The sequence below is a fragment of the Corynebacterium sp. HMSC034A01 genome (assembly GCF_001838175.1).
Classification (GTDB): Bacteria; Actinomycetota; Actinomycetes; order Mycobacteriales; family Mycobacteriaceae; genus Corynebacterium.
Map to the genome: position 1 here is coordinate 14,937 of NZ_KV835969.1, position 14,133 is coordinate 29,069.

14 protein-coding genes are annotated in these 14,133 nt (G+C 66.6%); 10 read left to right on the forward strand and 4 right to left on the reverse strand.

All coding sequences use genetic code 11. The annotated features are described in order from the left end of the window. Nucleotides 1–11 precede the first annotated feature (11 nt). The 5 genes from mtrB to secA all read left to right on the forward strand — a co-directional run bounded on the left by mtrB (nt 12) and on the right by secA (nt 7,653). Nucleotides 12–1,664, forward strand: coding sequence for an MtrAB system histidine kinase MtrB (gene mtrB, locus HMPREF2791_RS06590; protein WP_210383740.1), 1,653 nt, complete (start codon nt 12–14; stop codon nt 1,662–1,664). Continuing rightward, on the forward strand, nt 1,657–3,360 hold the full coding sequence (gene lpqB / locus HMPREF2791_RS06595; RefSeq protein ID WP_070476153.1) for an MtrAB system accessory lipoprotein LpqB: 1,704 nt from the start codon (nt 1,657–1,659) through the stop codon (nt 3,358–3,360). Before mtrB ends, lpqB begins: the two co-directional genes overlap by 8 nt. A gap of 10 nt (nt 3,361–3,370) precedes the next feature. After that, nucleotides 3,371–3,997: a ComF family protein gene (locus HMPREF2791_RS06600; protein WP_070476156.1), complete on the forward strand. Its 627-nt coding sequence runs from the start codon at nt 3,371–3,373 to the stop codon at nt 3,995–3,997. A 221-nt stretch (nt 3,998–4,218) separates the two neighbouring features. Then, the gene (hpf, locus tag HMPREF2791_RS06605) at nt 4,219–4,911 is read left to right on the forward strand and encodes a ribosome hibernation-promoting factor, HPF/YfiA family (RefSeq protein ID WP_070476159.1); all 693 of its coding nucleotides are present in this window, start codon (nt 4,219–4,221) and stop codon (nt 4,909–4,911) included. Between the two features lie 180 nt (nt 4,912–5,091). Further along, a complete protein-coding gene (gene secA / locus HMPREF2791_RS06610) occupies nt 5,092–7,653 on the forward strand; it encodes a preprotein translocase subunit SecA (RefSeq protein WP_070844809.1) in 2,562 nt (853 codons plus the stop codon). Nucleotides 7,654–7,679: 26 nt separating this feature from the next. On the opposite strand, the gene HMPREF2791_RS06615 is transcribed toward secA, so the two are convergent. Next, complete coding sequence (locus HMPREF2791_RS06615; RefSeq protein WP_168168295.1) at nt 7,680–7,967, reverse strand: hypothetical protein; 288 nt, start codon at nt 7,965–7,967, stop codon at nt 7,680–7,682. Between the two features lie 310 nt (nt 7,968–8,277). Here HMPREF2791_RS06615 and HMPREF2791_RS06620 point away from each other — a divergent pair, with 310 nt between their 5' ends. After that, nucleotides 8,278–8,691 carry an HAD family hydrolase gene (locus HMPREF2791_RS06620; RefSeq protein ID WP_070844811.1) on the forward strand — a complete coding sequence of 138 codons (414 nt, stop codon included), beginning with the start codon at nt 8,278–8,280 and terminating at the stop codon, nt 8,689–8,691. Further along, the gene (locus HMPREF2791_RS06625; protein WP_070844812.1) at nt 8,691–9,194 is read left to right on the forward strand and encodes a DUF6912 family protein; all 504 of its coding nucleotides are present in this window, start codon (nt 8,691–8,693) and stop codon (nt 9,192–9,194) included. Before HMPREF2791_RS06620 ends, HMPREF2791_RS06625 begins: the two co-directional genes overlap by 1 nt. Here HMPREF2791_RS06625 and rsgA read toward each other — a convergent pair. Together rsgA and aroA are read right to left on the reverse strand one after the other, a co-directional pair. After that, nucleotides 9,168–10,193: a ribosome small subunit-dependent GTPase A gene (gene rsgA, locus HMPREF2791_RS06630; RefSeq protein ID WP_070844813.1), complete on the reverse strand. Its 1,026-nt coding sequence runs from the start codon at nt 10,191–10,193 to the stop codon at nt 9,168–9,170. The two genes, HMPREF2791_RS06625 and rsgA, sit on opposite strands and share 27 nt — an antisense overlap. Further along, complete coding sequence (aroA, locus tag HMPREF2791_RS06635) at nt 10,193–11,473, reverse strand: 3-phosphoshikimate 1-carboxyvinyltransferase (RefSeq protein WP_070844859.1); 1,281 nt, start codon at nt 11,471–11,473, stop codon at nt 10,193–10,195. The genes rsgA and aroA overlap by 1 nt, the downstream gene beginning before the upstream one ends. Before the next feature lie 13 nt (nt 11,474–11,486). On the opposite strand from aroA, the gene HMPREF2791_RS06640 reads away from it, so the two are divergent. Beyond that, nucleotides 11,487–12,158, forward strand: coding sequence for an SOS response-associated peptidase (locus tag HMPREF2791_RS06640; RefSeq protein WP_070844860.1), 672 nt, complete (start codon nt 11,487–11,489; stop codon nt 12,156–12,158). Here the strand turns inward: HMPREF2791_RS06640 and ybaK are convergent. After that, nucleotides 12,145–12,609 carry a Cys-tRNA(Pro) deacylase gene (gene ybaK, locus HMPREF2791_RS06645; RefSeq protein WP_070844814.1) on the reverse strand — a complete coding sequence of 155 codons (465 nt, stop codon included), beginning with the start codon at nt 12,607–12,609 and terminating at the stop codon, nt 12,145–12,147. The genes HMPREF2791_RS06640 and ybaK overlap by 14 nt on opposite strands. Before the next feature lie 45 nt (nt 12,610–12,654). Between ybaK and HMPREF2791_RS06650 the strand changes: the two genes are divergently transcribed. Both HMPREF2791_RS06650 and HMPREF2791_RS06655 read left to right on the forward strand, forming a co-directional pair. Next, nucleotides 12,655–13,293, forward strand: a complete 639-nt coding sequence (locus HMPREF2791_RS06650; RefSeq protein WP_070476181.1) for a sigma-70 family RNA polymerase sigma factor — start codon at nt 12,655–12,657, stop codon at nt 13,291–13,293. Next, nucleotides 13,293–13,571 carry a hypothetical protein gene (locus HMPREF2791_RS06655; RefSeq protein ID WP_070476184.1) on the forward strand — a complete coding sequence of 93 codons (279 nt, stop codon included), beginning with the start codon at nt 13,293–13,295 and terminating at the stop codon, nt 13,569–13,571. The genes HMPREF2791_RS06650 and HMPREF2791_RS06655 overlap by 1 nt, the downstream gene beginning before the upstream one ends. Nucleotides 13,572–14,133: the final 562 nt, after the last annotated feature.

The following is a 14,133-nucleotide window of genomic DNA, read 5'->3' on the forward strand; positions in this document are numbered from 1 at the left end:
TCGGCGACCGGGTGCGGCACGCCTGGTCCACGAAGCTGCAGGTCCGCTTCGTGGGCACGGTGCTGCTCGTGTCCACGGTCGTGATGTCTATGCTTGGCTTCGCGCTGGCGTCCGTTGTCACCGACCGCATCACCGCAGCCAAGATCGAAACCGCCACTGTGGAAATCGAGCGCGCGCGTTCGACCGTGGAATACCAGCTGGCCAACTCCGGCTCCTCCGCCTCGTTGCAGGCGCGCCTGAATTCGGCGCGCGCCGGGTTGACGCAGCGCGCGCAGGAAAGCGGCGACTCCGCCAGCTTCTACGAGCCTGTGCTGGTGGTGGAGGCGCCGAACGGTGCTGTGACGTCGTCGCCGGAGGCCTACCAAATTCCGAAGCGGCTGGGCGACTACGTCAGGGACGGCAACGTGGCCTACCAGTTCGCCACCGTGGAGCGCCCGGACGGCTCGGCCTACGACGCGCTGATTGTGGGCACCCCGACCAACGCCGACATCCCCAACCTTCGCTTGTACCTGGTGATGAACATGGAAAGCGAAGTCTCCACCGTCGCGCTGATGCGCGGCATCTTGGCGTCCGCCGCGGTGATCGTCGTGGTGCTGCTGATGGGCATTTCCTGGCTGGCGTCCCAGCAGATTGTGGCGCCGGTGCGCTCCGCCTCCCGCACCGCGCAGCGCTTCGCATCAGGCCACCTCCGGGAGCGCATGCCTGTCGACGGCGAGGACGAGATGGCCGTGCTGGCCATGTCCTTCAACGACATGGCGGACACCTTGAGCAAGCAGATTGCCAACCTGGAGGAGTACGGCTCGCTGCAGCGCCAGTTCACCTCCGACGTCTCCCACGAGCTGCGCACTCCGCTGACCACGGTGCGCATGGCGGCGGATCTGATCGCGGCGAACGAGGATTCGCTGGAACCGGCGACGAAGCGCGCCTCGGAGCTGATGACCAGCGAGTTAGACCGCTTCGAAGCGCTGCTCAACGACCTGCTGGAGATCTCCCGCCACGACGCGGGCGTGGCTGAGCTCTCCGCGGCGAACGTGGACGCCCGCCAGCCGGTGGAGTCCGCCTGGCAGCAAACCCAGCACCTGGCCGAGGAGCTGGACGTGGACGTCATCTTCGACATCCCGGACGAGCCGCAGACGCTGGAAGGCGACGCCCGCCGCATCGAGCGCGTGGTGCGCAACCTCATCGCCAACGCCATCGACCACTCGGAAGGCAACCCGGTTACCGTGCGCATGCGTTCCAACGACGAGGCGGTGGCGATCACCGTCACCGACGGCGGCGTGGGCCTGAAGACAGGCGAAGAGGACCTGGTGTTCAACCGCTTCTGGCGCGCCGACAAGTCCCGCAAGCGCCACTCCGGCGGCACCGGGCTGGGCCTGGCCATCGCCCGCGAGGATGCGCAGCTGCACGGCGGCGTGCTAGATGCGATCGGCGAGTACGGGGTGGGCTCGCAGTTCCGCCTCGTGCTGCCGCGCGACATCGAGGCCGGTTTCACGGAATCGCCGCTTCCGCTCGAGGCGCCGCGCGCTATCGCCCCCGAAGCGCTCGACGCCCCGGAGGACACCGAAGGCGCCGGTGACGCGGCAGCCGGCGGCGACGGGGGAGCTGATGGAGGGGCACCTTTGGACGTCGATAAGCGAAGGCTCCAGGAGGACACCGATGCGTAAAACACTCGCCTGCCTCACGGTGGCGCTGACGACCCTGGCCGCCGGCTGCGCCTCGCTGCCCACGAACTCGGCGCCGCATGTGATCCGCTCCTTCGCGCCCGAGGAGACGGAAACGCAGGCCGCGGGGCCGAAGGACGGCCAGGAATCGGACCTTCTGCTGCGCGACTTCTACCATGCCTCTGCCACCCCCGACAGCGACTACGAGGCGGCGCGCGCCTACCTCACCGAGGGCGCTTCCGCCGCGTGGGACCCGAGCGGGCAGAAACTCGTGGTGGACAGCATCGGCATGACCACCCTGCCGGGATCCTCAGTGGGGCAGCGCAGCTACTCGGTGCACGGCGAAGTCGTCGGAGTGGTGCGCTCCGGCGGTTCATACTCGCCGGAACGCGGAGACTATGAGGCCACCATCGACATGGAGATGGTGGACGGGCAATGGCGCATCTCCTCGCTGCCGGAAGGCGTCGTGTTCGAGCGCACGGAGCTGCGCAACCAGTACCAGCCGTACAACCTGTACTTCTTCGACCAGGACGACCGGGAGCTGGTCACCGACCGCCGCTGGGTGCACTCGCGCCGCGAAACGCTGGCGAGCGACCTGATCGGGCTGCTCATGGAAGGCCCCTCGGAGCGGCTGCGGCCCGCGCTCACCGGATCGCTGCCCTCGAGCGTGTCCTACACGGGAGAGCAGGACGGCGCCTACACCTTCACCGGTTTCGCCGGCGTGAGCGAGGACGAACGCGCCCGCTTCGCGGCCCAGGTGGTGTGGACGCTCGCCACCGCGGGTGTCACCGGGCCCTACGAGCTCAAGGCCGACGGGCAACCGCTTATCGACGGCACCGACGTCCTCGACACCGACGACTTCATCGCCGCGAGCCCGCTGGTGGAAACCGTCGGCGAAACCAAGCTGTACGCCCTCGCAGGCGGCAAGGTCGTCCGGGTGGACGAGCGCTCTACACAGCCGGTGGATGGCACTCTCGGCGCCGCCAACGACGTCATCTTCGCCGACATCGCCAGCGACGGCGAGTGGGCCGCCATCTTCGGCAAACCCGGCGATGCCGAAGACGACATCTTCCGCGTCGGCAAGTTTGACGGATCCGAGGCCGAGGTCATGCGCGCGGGCACGTTCACCCGCCCCGCCTTTGAACCTGACGCGGCGGCGGTGTGGACGGTGGCCGACGGCAAGCGGATCCTGCGCACGGTGCAGTCCGCCGCCACCGGCAGCCTGACCACCGGCGAGGTCAAGGTGGAACTGCCCGACGGCGTGGACGGCAACATTTCCGTGCTGCGGCTGTCGCGCACCGGCACCCGGGTGGTCATGGTGATCGACGGCCGCCTCTACACCGGCATCGTGCGCCGGCAACCCTCCGGCGAGCGTTCCATCGTCAACGTCTACGAGTACGCCCATGAGCTCTCAGGCAGCGTGATCTCCGCAGACTGGCGCCCGGACGGATCCCTCTTGGTAGGCACGACCTCCACCACCCCGGTGATGCGCGTGGAGCAGGACGGCTCCTCCATGACCGCGATGTCCGCCGGCAACATCTCGGCGCCGGTGGTGGCGGTGGCGGCGTCGCCGAGCACGCTATACGTCACCGACGCTAACGCGCTGCTGCAGGTGCCGGCCTCCGGTGCGGACAACCCGATCTGGCGCGAGGTGCCGGGACTGGAAGGCGTGCGCGCGCTGCCAATCACTTCGCGCTAGCCTTTCCCGCATGGGGGAGATATTCGGTCAAGTCGGCGAGCTGCTGTTGCCGCGGAAATGCGCGGGCTGTCGCGCGCCGGGGCCGCTGCTGTGCCCTGCGTGCCGCGAAGGCCTGGCGACGCCACCGCAGCGGGTATTTCCCAACACCACCCCGCACGCGCCGGTGTTCGCGCTCGGACCGTACGCCGACCCGCACCGCGGGGTGATCCTGGCCATGAAGGAGCGCAATCACCTGGCTGTGCGCCGCCATGTCGGCGCGGTGCTCGCGGCCGCGCTGGAGTACCTGGAGGCGCGCGGCGAGATCCCTGCCGGGGCGGTGCTGGTGCCGGCGCCCACGCGCACCCGCTCCGCACGGGCGCGCGGCGGGGACCCGGTGGAACAGGTCTGCCGCGCCACCGGCAGGCGGGTGGCGCCGGTGCTCACGCTGGACCCGCGGACGGCGGACCAGTCCGGCCTGGACGAAGCCGGGCGGCGGGCCAACCTTTCGGGGCGCGTGCGCATTTCCGGCGTGCCCGCCGGCCGGGTCGTGCTTGTCGACGACGTAGTCACCACCGGCGCGACGCTGCAGGCCAGTGCCACTCTTTTGCTCTCGCGCGGGGCAGACGTCGCCGCGTGTGTGGCGCTGTGCGCGGCGTAGCGGCGGGGTCCCGGCGGGGGCTTGGCGGGGGCTTGGCGGCGGATTCCTGACAGATGACGGCGGCCGTTTGCGCCGACCTGGGCCTCAAGGGCCAGCCTGACAGATTCCGCCGCGATGTGTCGGGCAGGGTAGCGAGCTTTCGTCAAAACCGGCCGAATTGGTCATAACCAGTTGTATAGTGGTGGTGGACACAGTTCCTACTACCGCAAGGGAGGACGCAGATGACGTCTGCAGACCGTAACCCGATCCAAGAGACGCTGAGCCCGGACGCCCAGGTCACCATCACCGGGCGAAACGTCGAGGTCCCAGAGCATTTCCAGGAACGAGTGAACGGCAAGCTGGCCAAGATTGAAAAGCTTGACCCGACGCTGAAGTCGTTCCACGTGGAGCTGCAGCACGAGAAGAACCCGCGCCGCGAGGCGGAGGCGGAGCGCATCCAGATCACCGCCACCGGCTCCGGCCACCTGGCCCGCGCCGAGGCGAAGGAAGAGAACTTCTACGCTGCGCTCGAGGTCGCCGTGGACAAGCTGGAACGCTCGCTGCGCAAGGTCAAGGCACGTCGCAACATCGCGATGTCCGGCCACCGCGCGCCGAAGAGCACCGGCGTGATCGCCGCGGAGATGGAGGCGGACGCGAAGGCCGAGCAGGAGCGCGCCGCCCAGGAGGCCGGCAAGTACGACGTGGACCCGTACGCAGACCAGGTCGAGGACATCGTCCCGGGCCAGATCGTGCGCTCCAAGGTGCACCCCAACGCGCCGCGCAGCGTGGACGACGCGCTGAGTGAGATGGAGCTGGTGGGCCACGATTTCTACCTCTTCATCAACGAGGAAACCAACCGCCCGGCAGTGGTCTACCGCCGCCACGCGTTCGACTACGGCTTGATCGAGCTCGCCCCGGAAGGGGAGGCCGAGTAACCGCAGCTCAACCTACTAAACCGCGCCCCGGCTCAGTTCTGTCTATGGTTCTGGGCTGGGGCGGGGTTCGTCGATAGGCAATTGTGCCTATGGGGTTGTCTATACCCCGGGAGGCGTGCGTACAATGGCCGGTTGTATCACCTTGGCCCTGTCAACCCATCAGTAAAGGACTTTGCACACGTGTTTGGACTGTCAAAGCTGCTCCGCGCCGGTGAGGGGCGCACCGTAAAGCGCCTTGCCAAGATCGCCGATCAGGTCATGGCGCTCGACGACGAGTACTCCGCGCTGACCGACGAGGAGCTCAAGGCCAAGACCGCCGAGTTCAAGGACAAGATCGCAGACGGCGCGAGCCTGGACGACATCCTGCTCGACGCGTTCGCGACCGCCCGCGAAGCCTCCTGGCGAGTGCTGGGGCAGAAGCACTTCAAGGTGCAGATCATGGGCGGCGCCGCCCTGCACTTCGGCAACGTCGCAGAGATGAAAACCGGTGAAGGCAAGACCTTGACCTCCGTGCTGCCGGCCTACCTCAACGCCCTGTCCGGCAAGGGTGTGCACGTTGTCACGGTCAACGATTACCTGGCTAAGCGCGACGCCGAGATGATGGGCCGCGTGCACCACTTCCTGGGCCTGGAAGTGGGTGTGATCTTGTCCGAGATGCGCCCGCCCGAGCGCAAGAAGGCGTACGCCGCCGACATCACCTACGGCACCAACAACGAGCTCGGCTTCGACTACCTGCGCGACAACATGACGCGCTCCGTTGACGATATGGTTCAGCGCGGCCACAACTACGCCATCGTGGACGAGGTGGACTCCATCCTCATCGACGAGGCGCGTACTCCGCTGATTATTTCCGGCCCGGTGGACGGCTCCAGCCAGTTCTACAACGTGTTCGCACAGCTCGCGCCGCGCATGCGCGAGGGCATCCACTACGAGGTGGATCAGCGCAAGCGCACCGTGGGTATTTCCGAGGAGGGCGTGGAGTTTGTCGAGGACCAGCTGGGCATTGACAACCTCTACGCCCCGGAGCACTCGCAGCTGGTCAGCTACCTCAACAACGCCATTAAGGCGAAGGAGCTGTTCGAGCGCGACAAGGACTACATCATCCGCCAGGGTGAGGTCATGATCGTGGACGGGTTCACCGGCCGCGTGCTGGCAGGCCGCCGTTACAACGAGGGCATGCACCAGGCCATTGAGGCCAAGGAGCAGGTGGAGATAAAAAACGAGAACCAGACCCTGGCCACGGTGACCCTGCAGAACTACTTCCGCCTCTACGACAAGCTGTCCGGCATGACCGGTACCGCTGAGACGGAAGCGGCGGAGCTGCACCAGATTTACAAGATGGACGTTGTGCAGATCCCGCCGAACCGCCCGAACCAGCGCGCGGACCGCGACGATTTGATCTACAAGACCCAGGAGGCGAAGTTCGCCGCCGTGGCGGAGGACATCGCGGAGCACGCCGCCAAGGGCCAGCCGGTGCTGGTGGGCACCACCTCGGTGGAGCGCTCCGAGTACCTGTCGCAGTTGCTTACCCGCAAGGGTGTGGAGCACAACGTGCTTAACGCGAAGTACCACGAGGAGGAGGGCCGCATCATCGCCGAGGCCGGTCTGCCGGGCAAGGTGACCGTGTCCACCAACATGGCTGGCCGCGGCACCGACATCGTGCTCGGCGGCAACCCGGAGATCCTCCTGGACGCGAAGCTGCAGGCGCAGGGTCTGGACCCGCTGGAGGATTCGGAGCGCTACCAGGAGGCCTGGGACGAGCAGCTCCCGGCGGCGAAGGAGCGTTCCCAGCAGCTTGGCGACGAGGTGCGCGAGGCCGGCGGCCTGTACGTCATCGGCACCGAGCGCCACGAGTCGCGCCGCATTGACAACCAGCTGCGCGGCCGCTCCGGCCGCCAGGGTGATCCGGGCGAGACCCGCTTCTACCTGTCCATGCGCGACGAGCTCATGGTGCGCTTCGTGGGCCAGTCCATGGAGAACATGATGAACCGCCTCAACGTGCCGGACGATGTGCCGATTGAGGCGAAGATGGTCTCCAACGCCATTAAGGGCGCGCAGTCCCAGGTGGAGAACCAGAACTTCGAGATGCGCAAGAACGTGCTCAAGTACGACGAGGTCCTCAACGAGCAGCGCAAGGTGGTCTACCGCGAGCGCCAGGAGATCTTGGGTTCGAAGGACATCGCCGGCCAGGTGCGCCGCATGATCGATTCCACCATCGGTGCCTACGTCGACGGCGCGACCGCTGAGGGGTACGTGGAGGACTGGGACCTCGACGGCCTGTGGAACGCGCTGGATTCCCTGTACGGACCGACGGTTAGCGCTCAGGAGCTCATCGACGGCGACGCGTACGGTCGCGCCGGCGAGCTGACCTCGGAGCAGCTGCGTCAGGCGCTGCTCGACGACGCGAACGCCCAGTACGACAAGCTGGAGGAGAATGTCGCGTCGATTGGCGGCGAGGAGCAGATGCGCAACCTGGAGCGCATGGTGATCTTGCCGATCATCGACACGAAGTGGCGCGAGCACCTCTACGAGATGGACTACCTCAAGGAGGGCATCGGCCTGCGCGCGATGGCGCAGCGCGATCCGCTGGTGGAGTACCAGAAGGAGGGTGGCGACATGTTCAACGCGATGAACGAGGCCGTCCAGGAGGAGACTGTGCGCCAGCTGTTCACCATGCGCAAGCAGTTTGAGACGCAGGACCAGGCGCAGGAGGCTGATGCGGGCGGCTCCACCGTCGTCTAGGCAATTGCCTATCGACGAGCTGCCGCCTACAGCACCTTGAAGGCGACTAGCTTGCCGTCGCAGATTTTCGCGGCGTAAGCCCGCCTGGTGCCGTCAATGGTTTCGACGGTGCCGAAGAATTCCCCGCCCTCGCGGGCGTGGCAGGTGACCACCCGGTGCCTGCCCGCCGCGGGGGCGGTACTCGTTGGCGCGCTTGTCAGCGCCGCGGCGTGTTGCCGGGCGCGGATGTGGACGCGCACCGCTGGCGCGAAGCGCCACGCCATCATGGACGTGGCGCGGTGTTTGCTCAGGGCGGCGCTGAGCGCTTCCGCCACGACCGGCTCCACGTCGGTTGGGGCGCCGGGCGGCACCAACTCGGGCCGAGTCGTCCCGAGGGGCCGGCTGAGCGCGGCGGGTGTCTGCTTTCGCCGGGGCACGAGCACTTGCACGTGCCTGTGCCCTGGGGCTGTGTAGTACATGGCGGGGTGTCCTCCCTCATCTGAGCCTCGCGTGAGCGGAATGCGTGGTGGAGGGGGACGGGCGTGGTGCGGGGTAGGTAGTATTGTCCACGTTCGCAGCCGCCCGTGTAAAGGGTGTGCTCACTACAGTAGGCATCCGCGACGCAACCAACGAAAGAGGGATCCCGTGCAGGGCTTGATCATCGACTACGCAGGAGTGCTGGACACCGGTGCAGAGGACGAGCAGCGCTGGAAAACCCTCATTGAGGCGGTGAAGGCGAAGGATATCGCCGTGGGCATCCTCTCCAACGAGGAGGGCGACGGCGAGTTGGCGGAGAAGATCCGCGAGTGGGAGTTCGGCGGCGTGGTTGATGCCGTGGTGCTCTCCGGCGAGATCGGGGCGGAAAAGCCGGAGCGCGCCGCGTTCCAGGCCGCCGCCGACGCGATCGGTGTGGACATCAACGAGTGCGTGATGGTCGATGACGACATCATGAACGTCCGCGCCGCGGTCGAGTACAACCTGATCGGCATCCTGCACACCGCCATCGACCGCACCGCGGTGGAGATCCAGTCCCTGTTCGATGTCGAGGGCGAGTTCTAGTGCGCGTTTACATCCCCGCCACGTTCGGCATGCTCTCGGCACTGGAGGACAACCGCCTGATCCACGCCCGCAACGGCTGGGCGTTCGCCGCCACCGAGGCGCTGCACGACTTTTTCACCTCTGGCGACCAAGAGGAGATCGAGGCCGTGGCGTTCGACGACGCGGCGATGGCGTCGATCCGCCTGCTGGCCATTGGCGACGAGGAGCGCCACCCGCACCGCAGGGTGGTGGTTTCCGCGGATGTGCCGGATGCACAGGCCACGCCGGATCCGGAGATGGGCGAGTCCGTGGTGAAGCTGTCCGCGCCGGTGCAACTCGAGGACATCGCGGCGATCCACGTGGACATCGCGGAGGCTGAGGAGGCCACCGCGAAGGCGATCGAGGTCATCGACGCCGCCGATCTGGGCGACGAGGACGCGGAGCTTGCCGTGGGCGACGCGCAGGACAACTACTTGGCGTTCTACGACCCGAGCGAGCTACCGGTCCTGGTCGAGCTGCTTTAGCTCCCATTCGTTGTTGGAGTGCAGGGCCGTCAATAGGCCCCGCACTGCTGCGGCCCGGCGGCCGACGGGGGACGCTGGGTCCAGCTCGTCCCAGGCACACTCCGGGTCCGCCGGAGGGCCCAAGTGCGTGCAGCCGCGGGGGCAGCGCTGCGCCGCCTCCTCAAGATCCGGGAAAACGACCACGATTTCTTCGGGAGAGACGTGCGCCAAGCCGAAGGAGCGGATACCGGGGGTGTCGATGATCCAGCCGCCGCCGGGGACCTCAAGTGCCACGGACTGGGTTGAGGTGTGCCGGCCCTTGCCCACGCCGGAGACTTCGCCGGTCTCGCGGTCCGCATCTGGCACTATGCGGTTGACCAGGGTGGACTTGCCTACGCCGGAGTGGCCGATAAGGGCGGAGACGTGCCCGTCGATAAGCTCGCGCAGCTGCTCCACCCCGTCCTCGACGCCGGTGCGCAACACCTCCACCCCCATGGCCTCGAGCTCGCGCTCGAAGTCTGAGGGGTCCGCGAGATCGGTTTTGGTCACGCACACCACCGGGGTCACGCCGCCGACAAAGGCGGCGATCAGCGCGCGCTCGACAAAGCCGGTGCGCGGCGGCGGGTCCGCGGCCGCGACCACGATGAGCAACAGCTGCGCGTTGGCGACGATGATGCGCTCGTACGGGTCGGTGTCGTCCGCAGTGCGGCGCAGCACCGAGGTGCGCTCCTCGCGTTTGACGATGCGGGCGAGCGTGTCTTTCGCGCCCGAGGTGTCGCCGACCACGCCGACGCGGTCGCCCACTTCGATGGAGGTGCGCTTCAGCTCGCGGGCGCGGGTGCACTGCAGGCGGGTGCCGGCATCATCGAGCACCACACCCCAGCGGCCGCGGTCCTTGGCCACGACGAGGCCGAACTCGGCGTCGTCGTGCGTGGGGCGGTTCTTCGAGCGTGGGCGCGAGCCTTTGCCGGGGCGCACGCGCACATCGGACTCGTCGTAGTCGGCGAAGCTGCGGCCCATTACTGCGCCACCACCTCCGCCCACATGTCGGCGAACCCGGGCAGCGTCTTGGCGGTGGTCTCGATGTTTTCCACCTCGACACCGCCCACCACCAGGCCGATGATTGCGCCGGCGGTGGCCATGCGGTGGTCGTCGTAGGTGTGCCAGGCCCCGCCGCGCATCCGGGTCGGGGTGATGCGCAGCCCGTCGCCGAGCTCCTCGCAGTTGCCGCCGAGCCCGTTGATTTCGCGCGACAGCGCGGCCAGGCGGTCGGTTTCGTGGCCACGCAGGTGGGCGATGCCGGTCAGCTCGCTCGGCGTGGTGGCGCAGGCGGCGATGGCGGCGACGGTGGGGGCGAGCTCGCCGATGTCGCTCATGTCGATGCGGATGCCGCGCAAGTTGCCGGCCTCCGGGCCGCGTACGCGCAGGGTGTGGCCGGCGCCGGCGGCCTCCAACTCCACCTCGCAGCCCATGCGCTCCAGGATGGAGCACATGGTCGCGCCCGGCTGGGTGGTGGCCACCGGCCAATGCGGGATGCGCACCTCGCCGCCTGTGACTGCCGCGGCGGCCAAGAACGGTGCGGCGTTGGACAGGTCCGGCTCGATCTCCCAGTGGGTACCGCGGATTTCCTGCGGCTCCACGGACCAGGAGTTGGCGGTAGCCTTGACCTCAACGCCTGCGTCTTCCAGCATGGCCACCGTCATCTCGATGTGCGGCATCGACGGCAAGGTGCCGCCGGTGTGGCGGATCTGCACGCCGCGCTCGAACCGGGGCGCGGCGAGCAGCAGGCCGGAGACGAACTGGGAGGAGCCGGACGCGTCGATCTCCACCGGGCCGCCCTCGGCGCGGCCCGTGCCGTGGACGGTAAACGGCAGCGCGTCGCCCGCCACGGACACCCCCAAGGCGCGCAACGCGTCCAGGATGGTGGACATGGGGCGTTTGCGGGCGTGGGCGTCGCCGTCGAAAAGCACGGGCCCATCCGCGAACGCCGCGACGGGCGGCACGAACCGCATCACGGTGCCCGCCAGCCCGCAGTCGACCTCGGCGGAGCGCAGCTTGCCCGGGGACACACGGATGGTGTCGCCGTCCTCCTCGATGGCGGTGCCCATGGCGCGCAGCGCATCTTCCATCAGGTCCGTGTCGCGCGAGCGCAGCGCCCCGACGATGGTGGACGGGCCGGACGCGAGCGCCGACAGGATGTAGGCGCGGTTGGTCATGGATTTCGACCCGGGCACCTTTTGTGTGTGGGTGATCGGGCTGGGGTGAAACGGCGCAGTCCACATCTCTGTCATGGAAGTCATGATAATGGAGCGCATGTGCGGACGATTCGTTCTTTTCACGTCAGGCGACGACCTTGTTCAGGAGGTGGCGGGCCTTCCCGGCATCGCGGAGGTGGAGGCCCCGGACGGCACCCCGCCGCCGCGCTACAACATCGCGCCCACCCAGCAGGTGCCGTTGATCAGGGTCGCGGAGGCGACAGCGCGTATCGACGCCGCGCGGTGGGGCCTGTTGCCCACCTGGAAGAAGGACGAAACCGGCCCGCCGCTGTTTAACGCCCGGGGCGAGACGGTGGCCGAGAAGCCGTCGTTCCGTAGCGCGTTCAAGGCGCGCCGCGGGCTGATGGTGCTGGACGGCTACTACGAGTGGAAACCGACGGAAAGCGGCAAGCAGCCCTACTTTGTGCGCCCGGAAGAAGGCATGCTGTACGCCGCCGCGCTGTGGGAGACGGGGCTAGACCGCCTATCGACGACCATGGTCACCACCGAGGCCACGGAGAACATGGCGTGGCTGCACCATCGCCTGCCGCTGTTTCTGCGCGAGGACGAGATCCGCACCTGGGTCGACGGCACCCCGGAAGAGGCACTGGAACTGGTGCACCCCTCCCGGGTGGCGGACACCCTGGTGTGGAACGAGGCGGCCCAGGAGGTGGGCAACACCAGAAACGACTACGGGGAGCTGATGGGGGAGAACACTACGGCGCGCTGATCGGCGCGAACGTCGCCCCGGTCAGCTCCGCCAAGTCGCGTGGGTGCAGCTGTGCGGACAGGCCGCGCTGGCCGGCGGAGACGTTGACGGCGGGCAGGTCGGCCACGGAGGCGTCGATAAGCGTTTTCAGCTTTTGCTTCGTGCCAAGCGGCGAGATGCCGCCGACGACGTACCCGGTGGCGCGCTGCGCCTTGGCCGGATCCGCCATCTCCGCGCGTTTCCATCCGAGCGCCTTCGCCGCGGCTTTTAACGAGAGGTGCCCGTCCACGGGAACGCAGCAGATGGCTAGTTCGCGCTCGTGCGTGATCACCAGCGTTTTCAGCACCGACGCCGGATCCAGCCCAAGCTCCTCGGCTGCGTGGGTGCCGAAGTGGTCCTGGCTGGGGGAGTAGGTCAGCACCTTGTGCTCGGTGCCTTGCAGTGCGGTCAGTGCGTGCGTTTTCTCGGCCATGGCCACAGGGTAGCGAGAGGAAACAGTGGCCCTACAATGGCTCACATGCCCGAAACCGAGCCAGACGCAGGCGTACGCGATGACCTGAAGGCGCGCTTCAACGAAGAAGCGATGCCGCTTTTGGACCAGCTGTACGGCGGCGCGCTGCGCATGACGCGCAACCCGCAGGACGCCGAGGACCTGGTGCAGGAGACCTATTTAAAGGCCTACAAGAACTTCGGCAGTTTCACACCCGGCACCAACCTCAAGGCGTGGTTGTACCGGATTATGACGAACACGTACATCAACTCCTACCGCAAGAAGCAGCGCCGCCCGCTGGAAACTTCCGCGGACGACGTGACGGACAACCAGCTGTACACCTCCAGCTCGCACGACTCCACAGGCTTGGAGTCCGCGGAAGTGGAGGCGCTGAAAGCCATGCCGAACTCCCGGATCTCTGAGGCGCTCAACGCGTTGAACGAGGACTACCGCATGGTGGTCTACTACGCCGATGTGGAGGGGATGGCGTACAAGGAGATCGCGGAAGTGATGGAAATTCCCATCGGCACCGTGATGAGCCGGCTGCACCGGGGAAGAAAACAGCTTCGCGGGATGTTGAAAGACGTGGCGAAGGAACGCGGTATCGGTCTCGGCCATGCTGATATGGCAAATGCCGCCGGTAAGCAGGACGCGAAGGAGAAGTAATGTCCACTGGACACACCCACACCGACGCTCACGGCTGCGAGGCCACCCACCGCTTGCTGTGCGAGCTGTTCGACGCAGACACCGCCCCTGAGCGCCGCGAGGAGATCAAAAAGGACCTGGCGGCGTGCCCGGAGTGTTTGGCAATCGCGCAGTCCGAGCGCGATGTCCGCGCCATGGTGCGTGAGTGTTGCGGCCCCGCGAAGGCTCCGGAGCCGTTGCGCCAGCGCATCATCGCCTCCATCACCACGGTGAGCTACACCGAAGTTCGCTATAGATAAGGCCTTTGCTTCTCGCCCGCAGCCCGTAGGTTGCGGGCTTTTTCATTGTTTGAGGGGCTTTTTGCTTTGCGACGGCCACCTGCCGCCGCAGCGGGGGTGAAAAACGGGGGTAGTGGGGTGTTCCGGATTGCTGAACAATCCGCGGATCTTTGAACAATCCAGGGGGTTTTTGGGTTTTCTGAGGGAAAAGCCAGGGAAAATGCGAGCCCATGAGTTGTCTAGGCAACCCAAACACGCAGGTAAATGTGGAATCAGCAAAAACTATGCGTGGAAACACCTTAGAGTGCATAAAATGCAGTTCTGCCGGATTGTTGAACCATCTACGGGCGGCAGTAATTTGATCGTTGAACAATGCTGACGAAACCGCGGATCACGCCCTCGGATTGATGAACAATCCGCAGGCCACAACGGGTGAAAACGTTGAACAATCCGGAAAGAATGTTCAACGATTTAGGGGATTTTTCAGACTCGCCGCAAGCGTTTTACCAGCGCATATTCGGTGCATAAACTCAGGGTTGTAACAAAGAGCAATACACACCAAGGAGTCACCGAGATGCGAGCA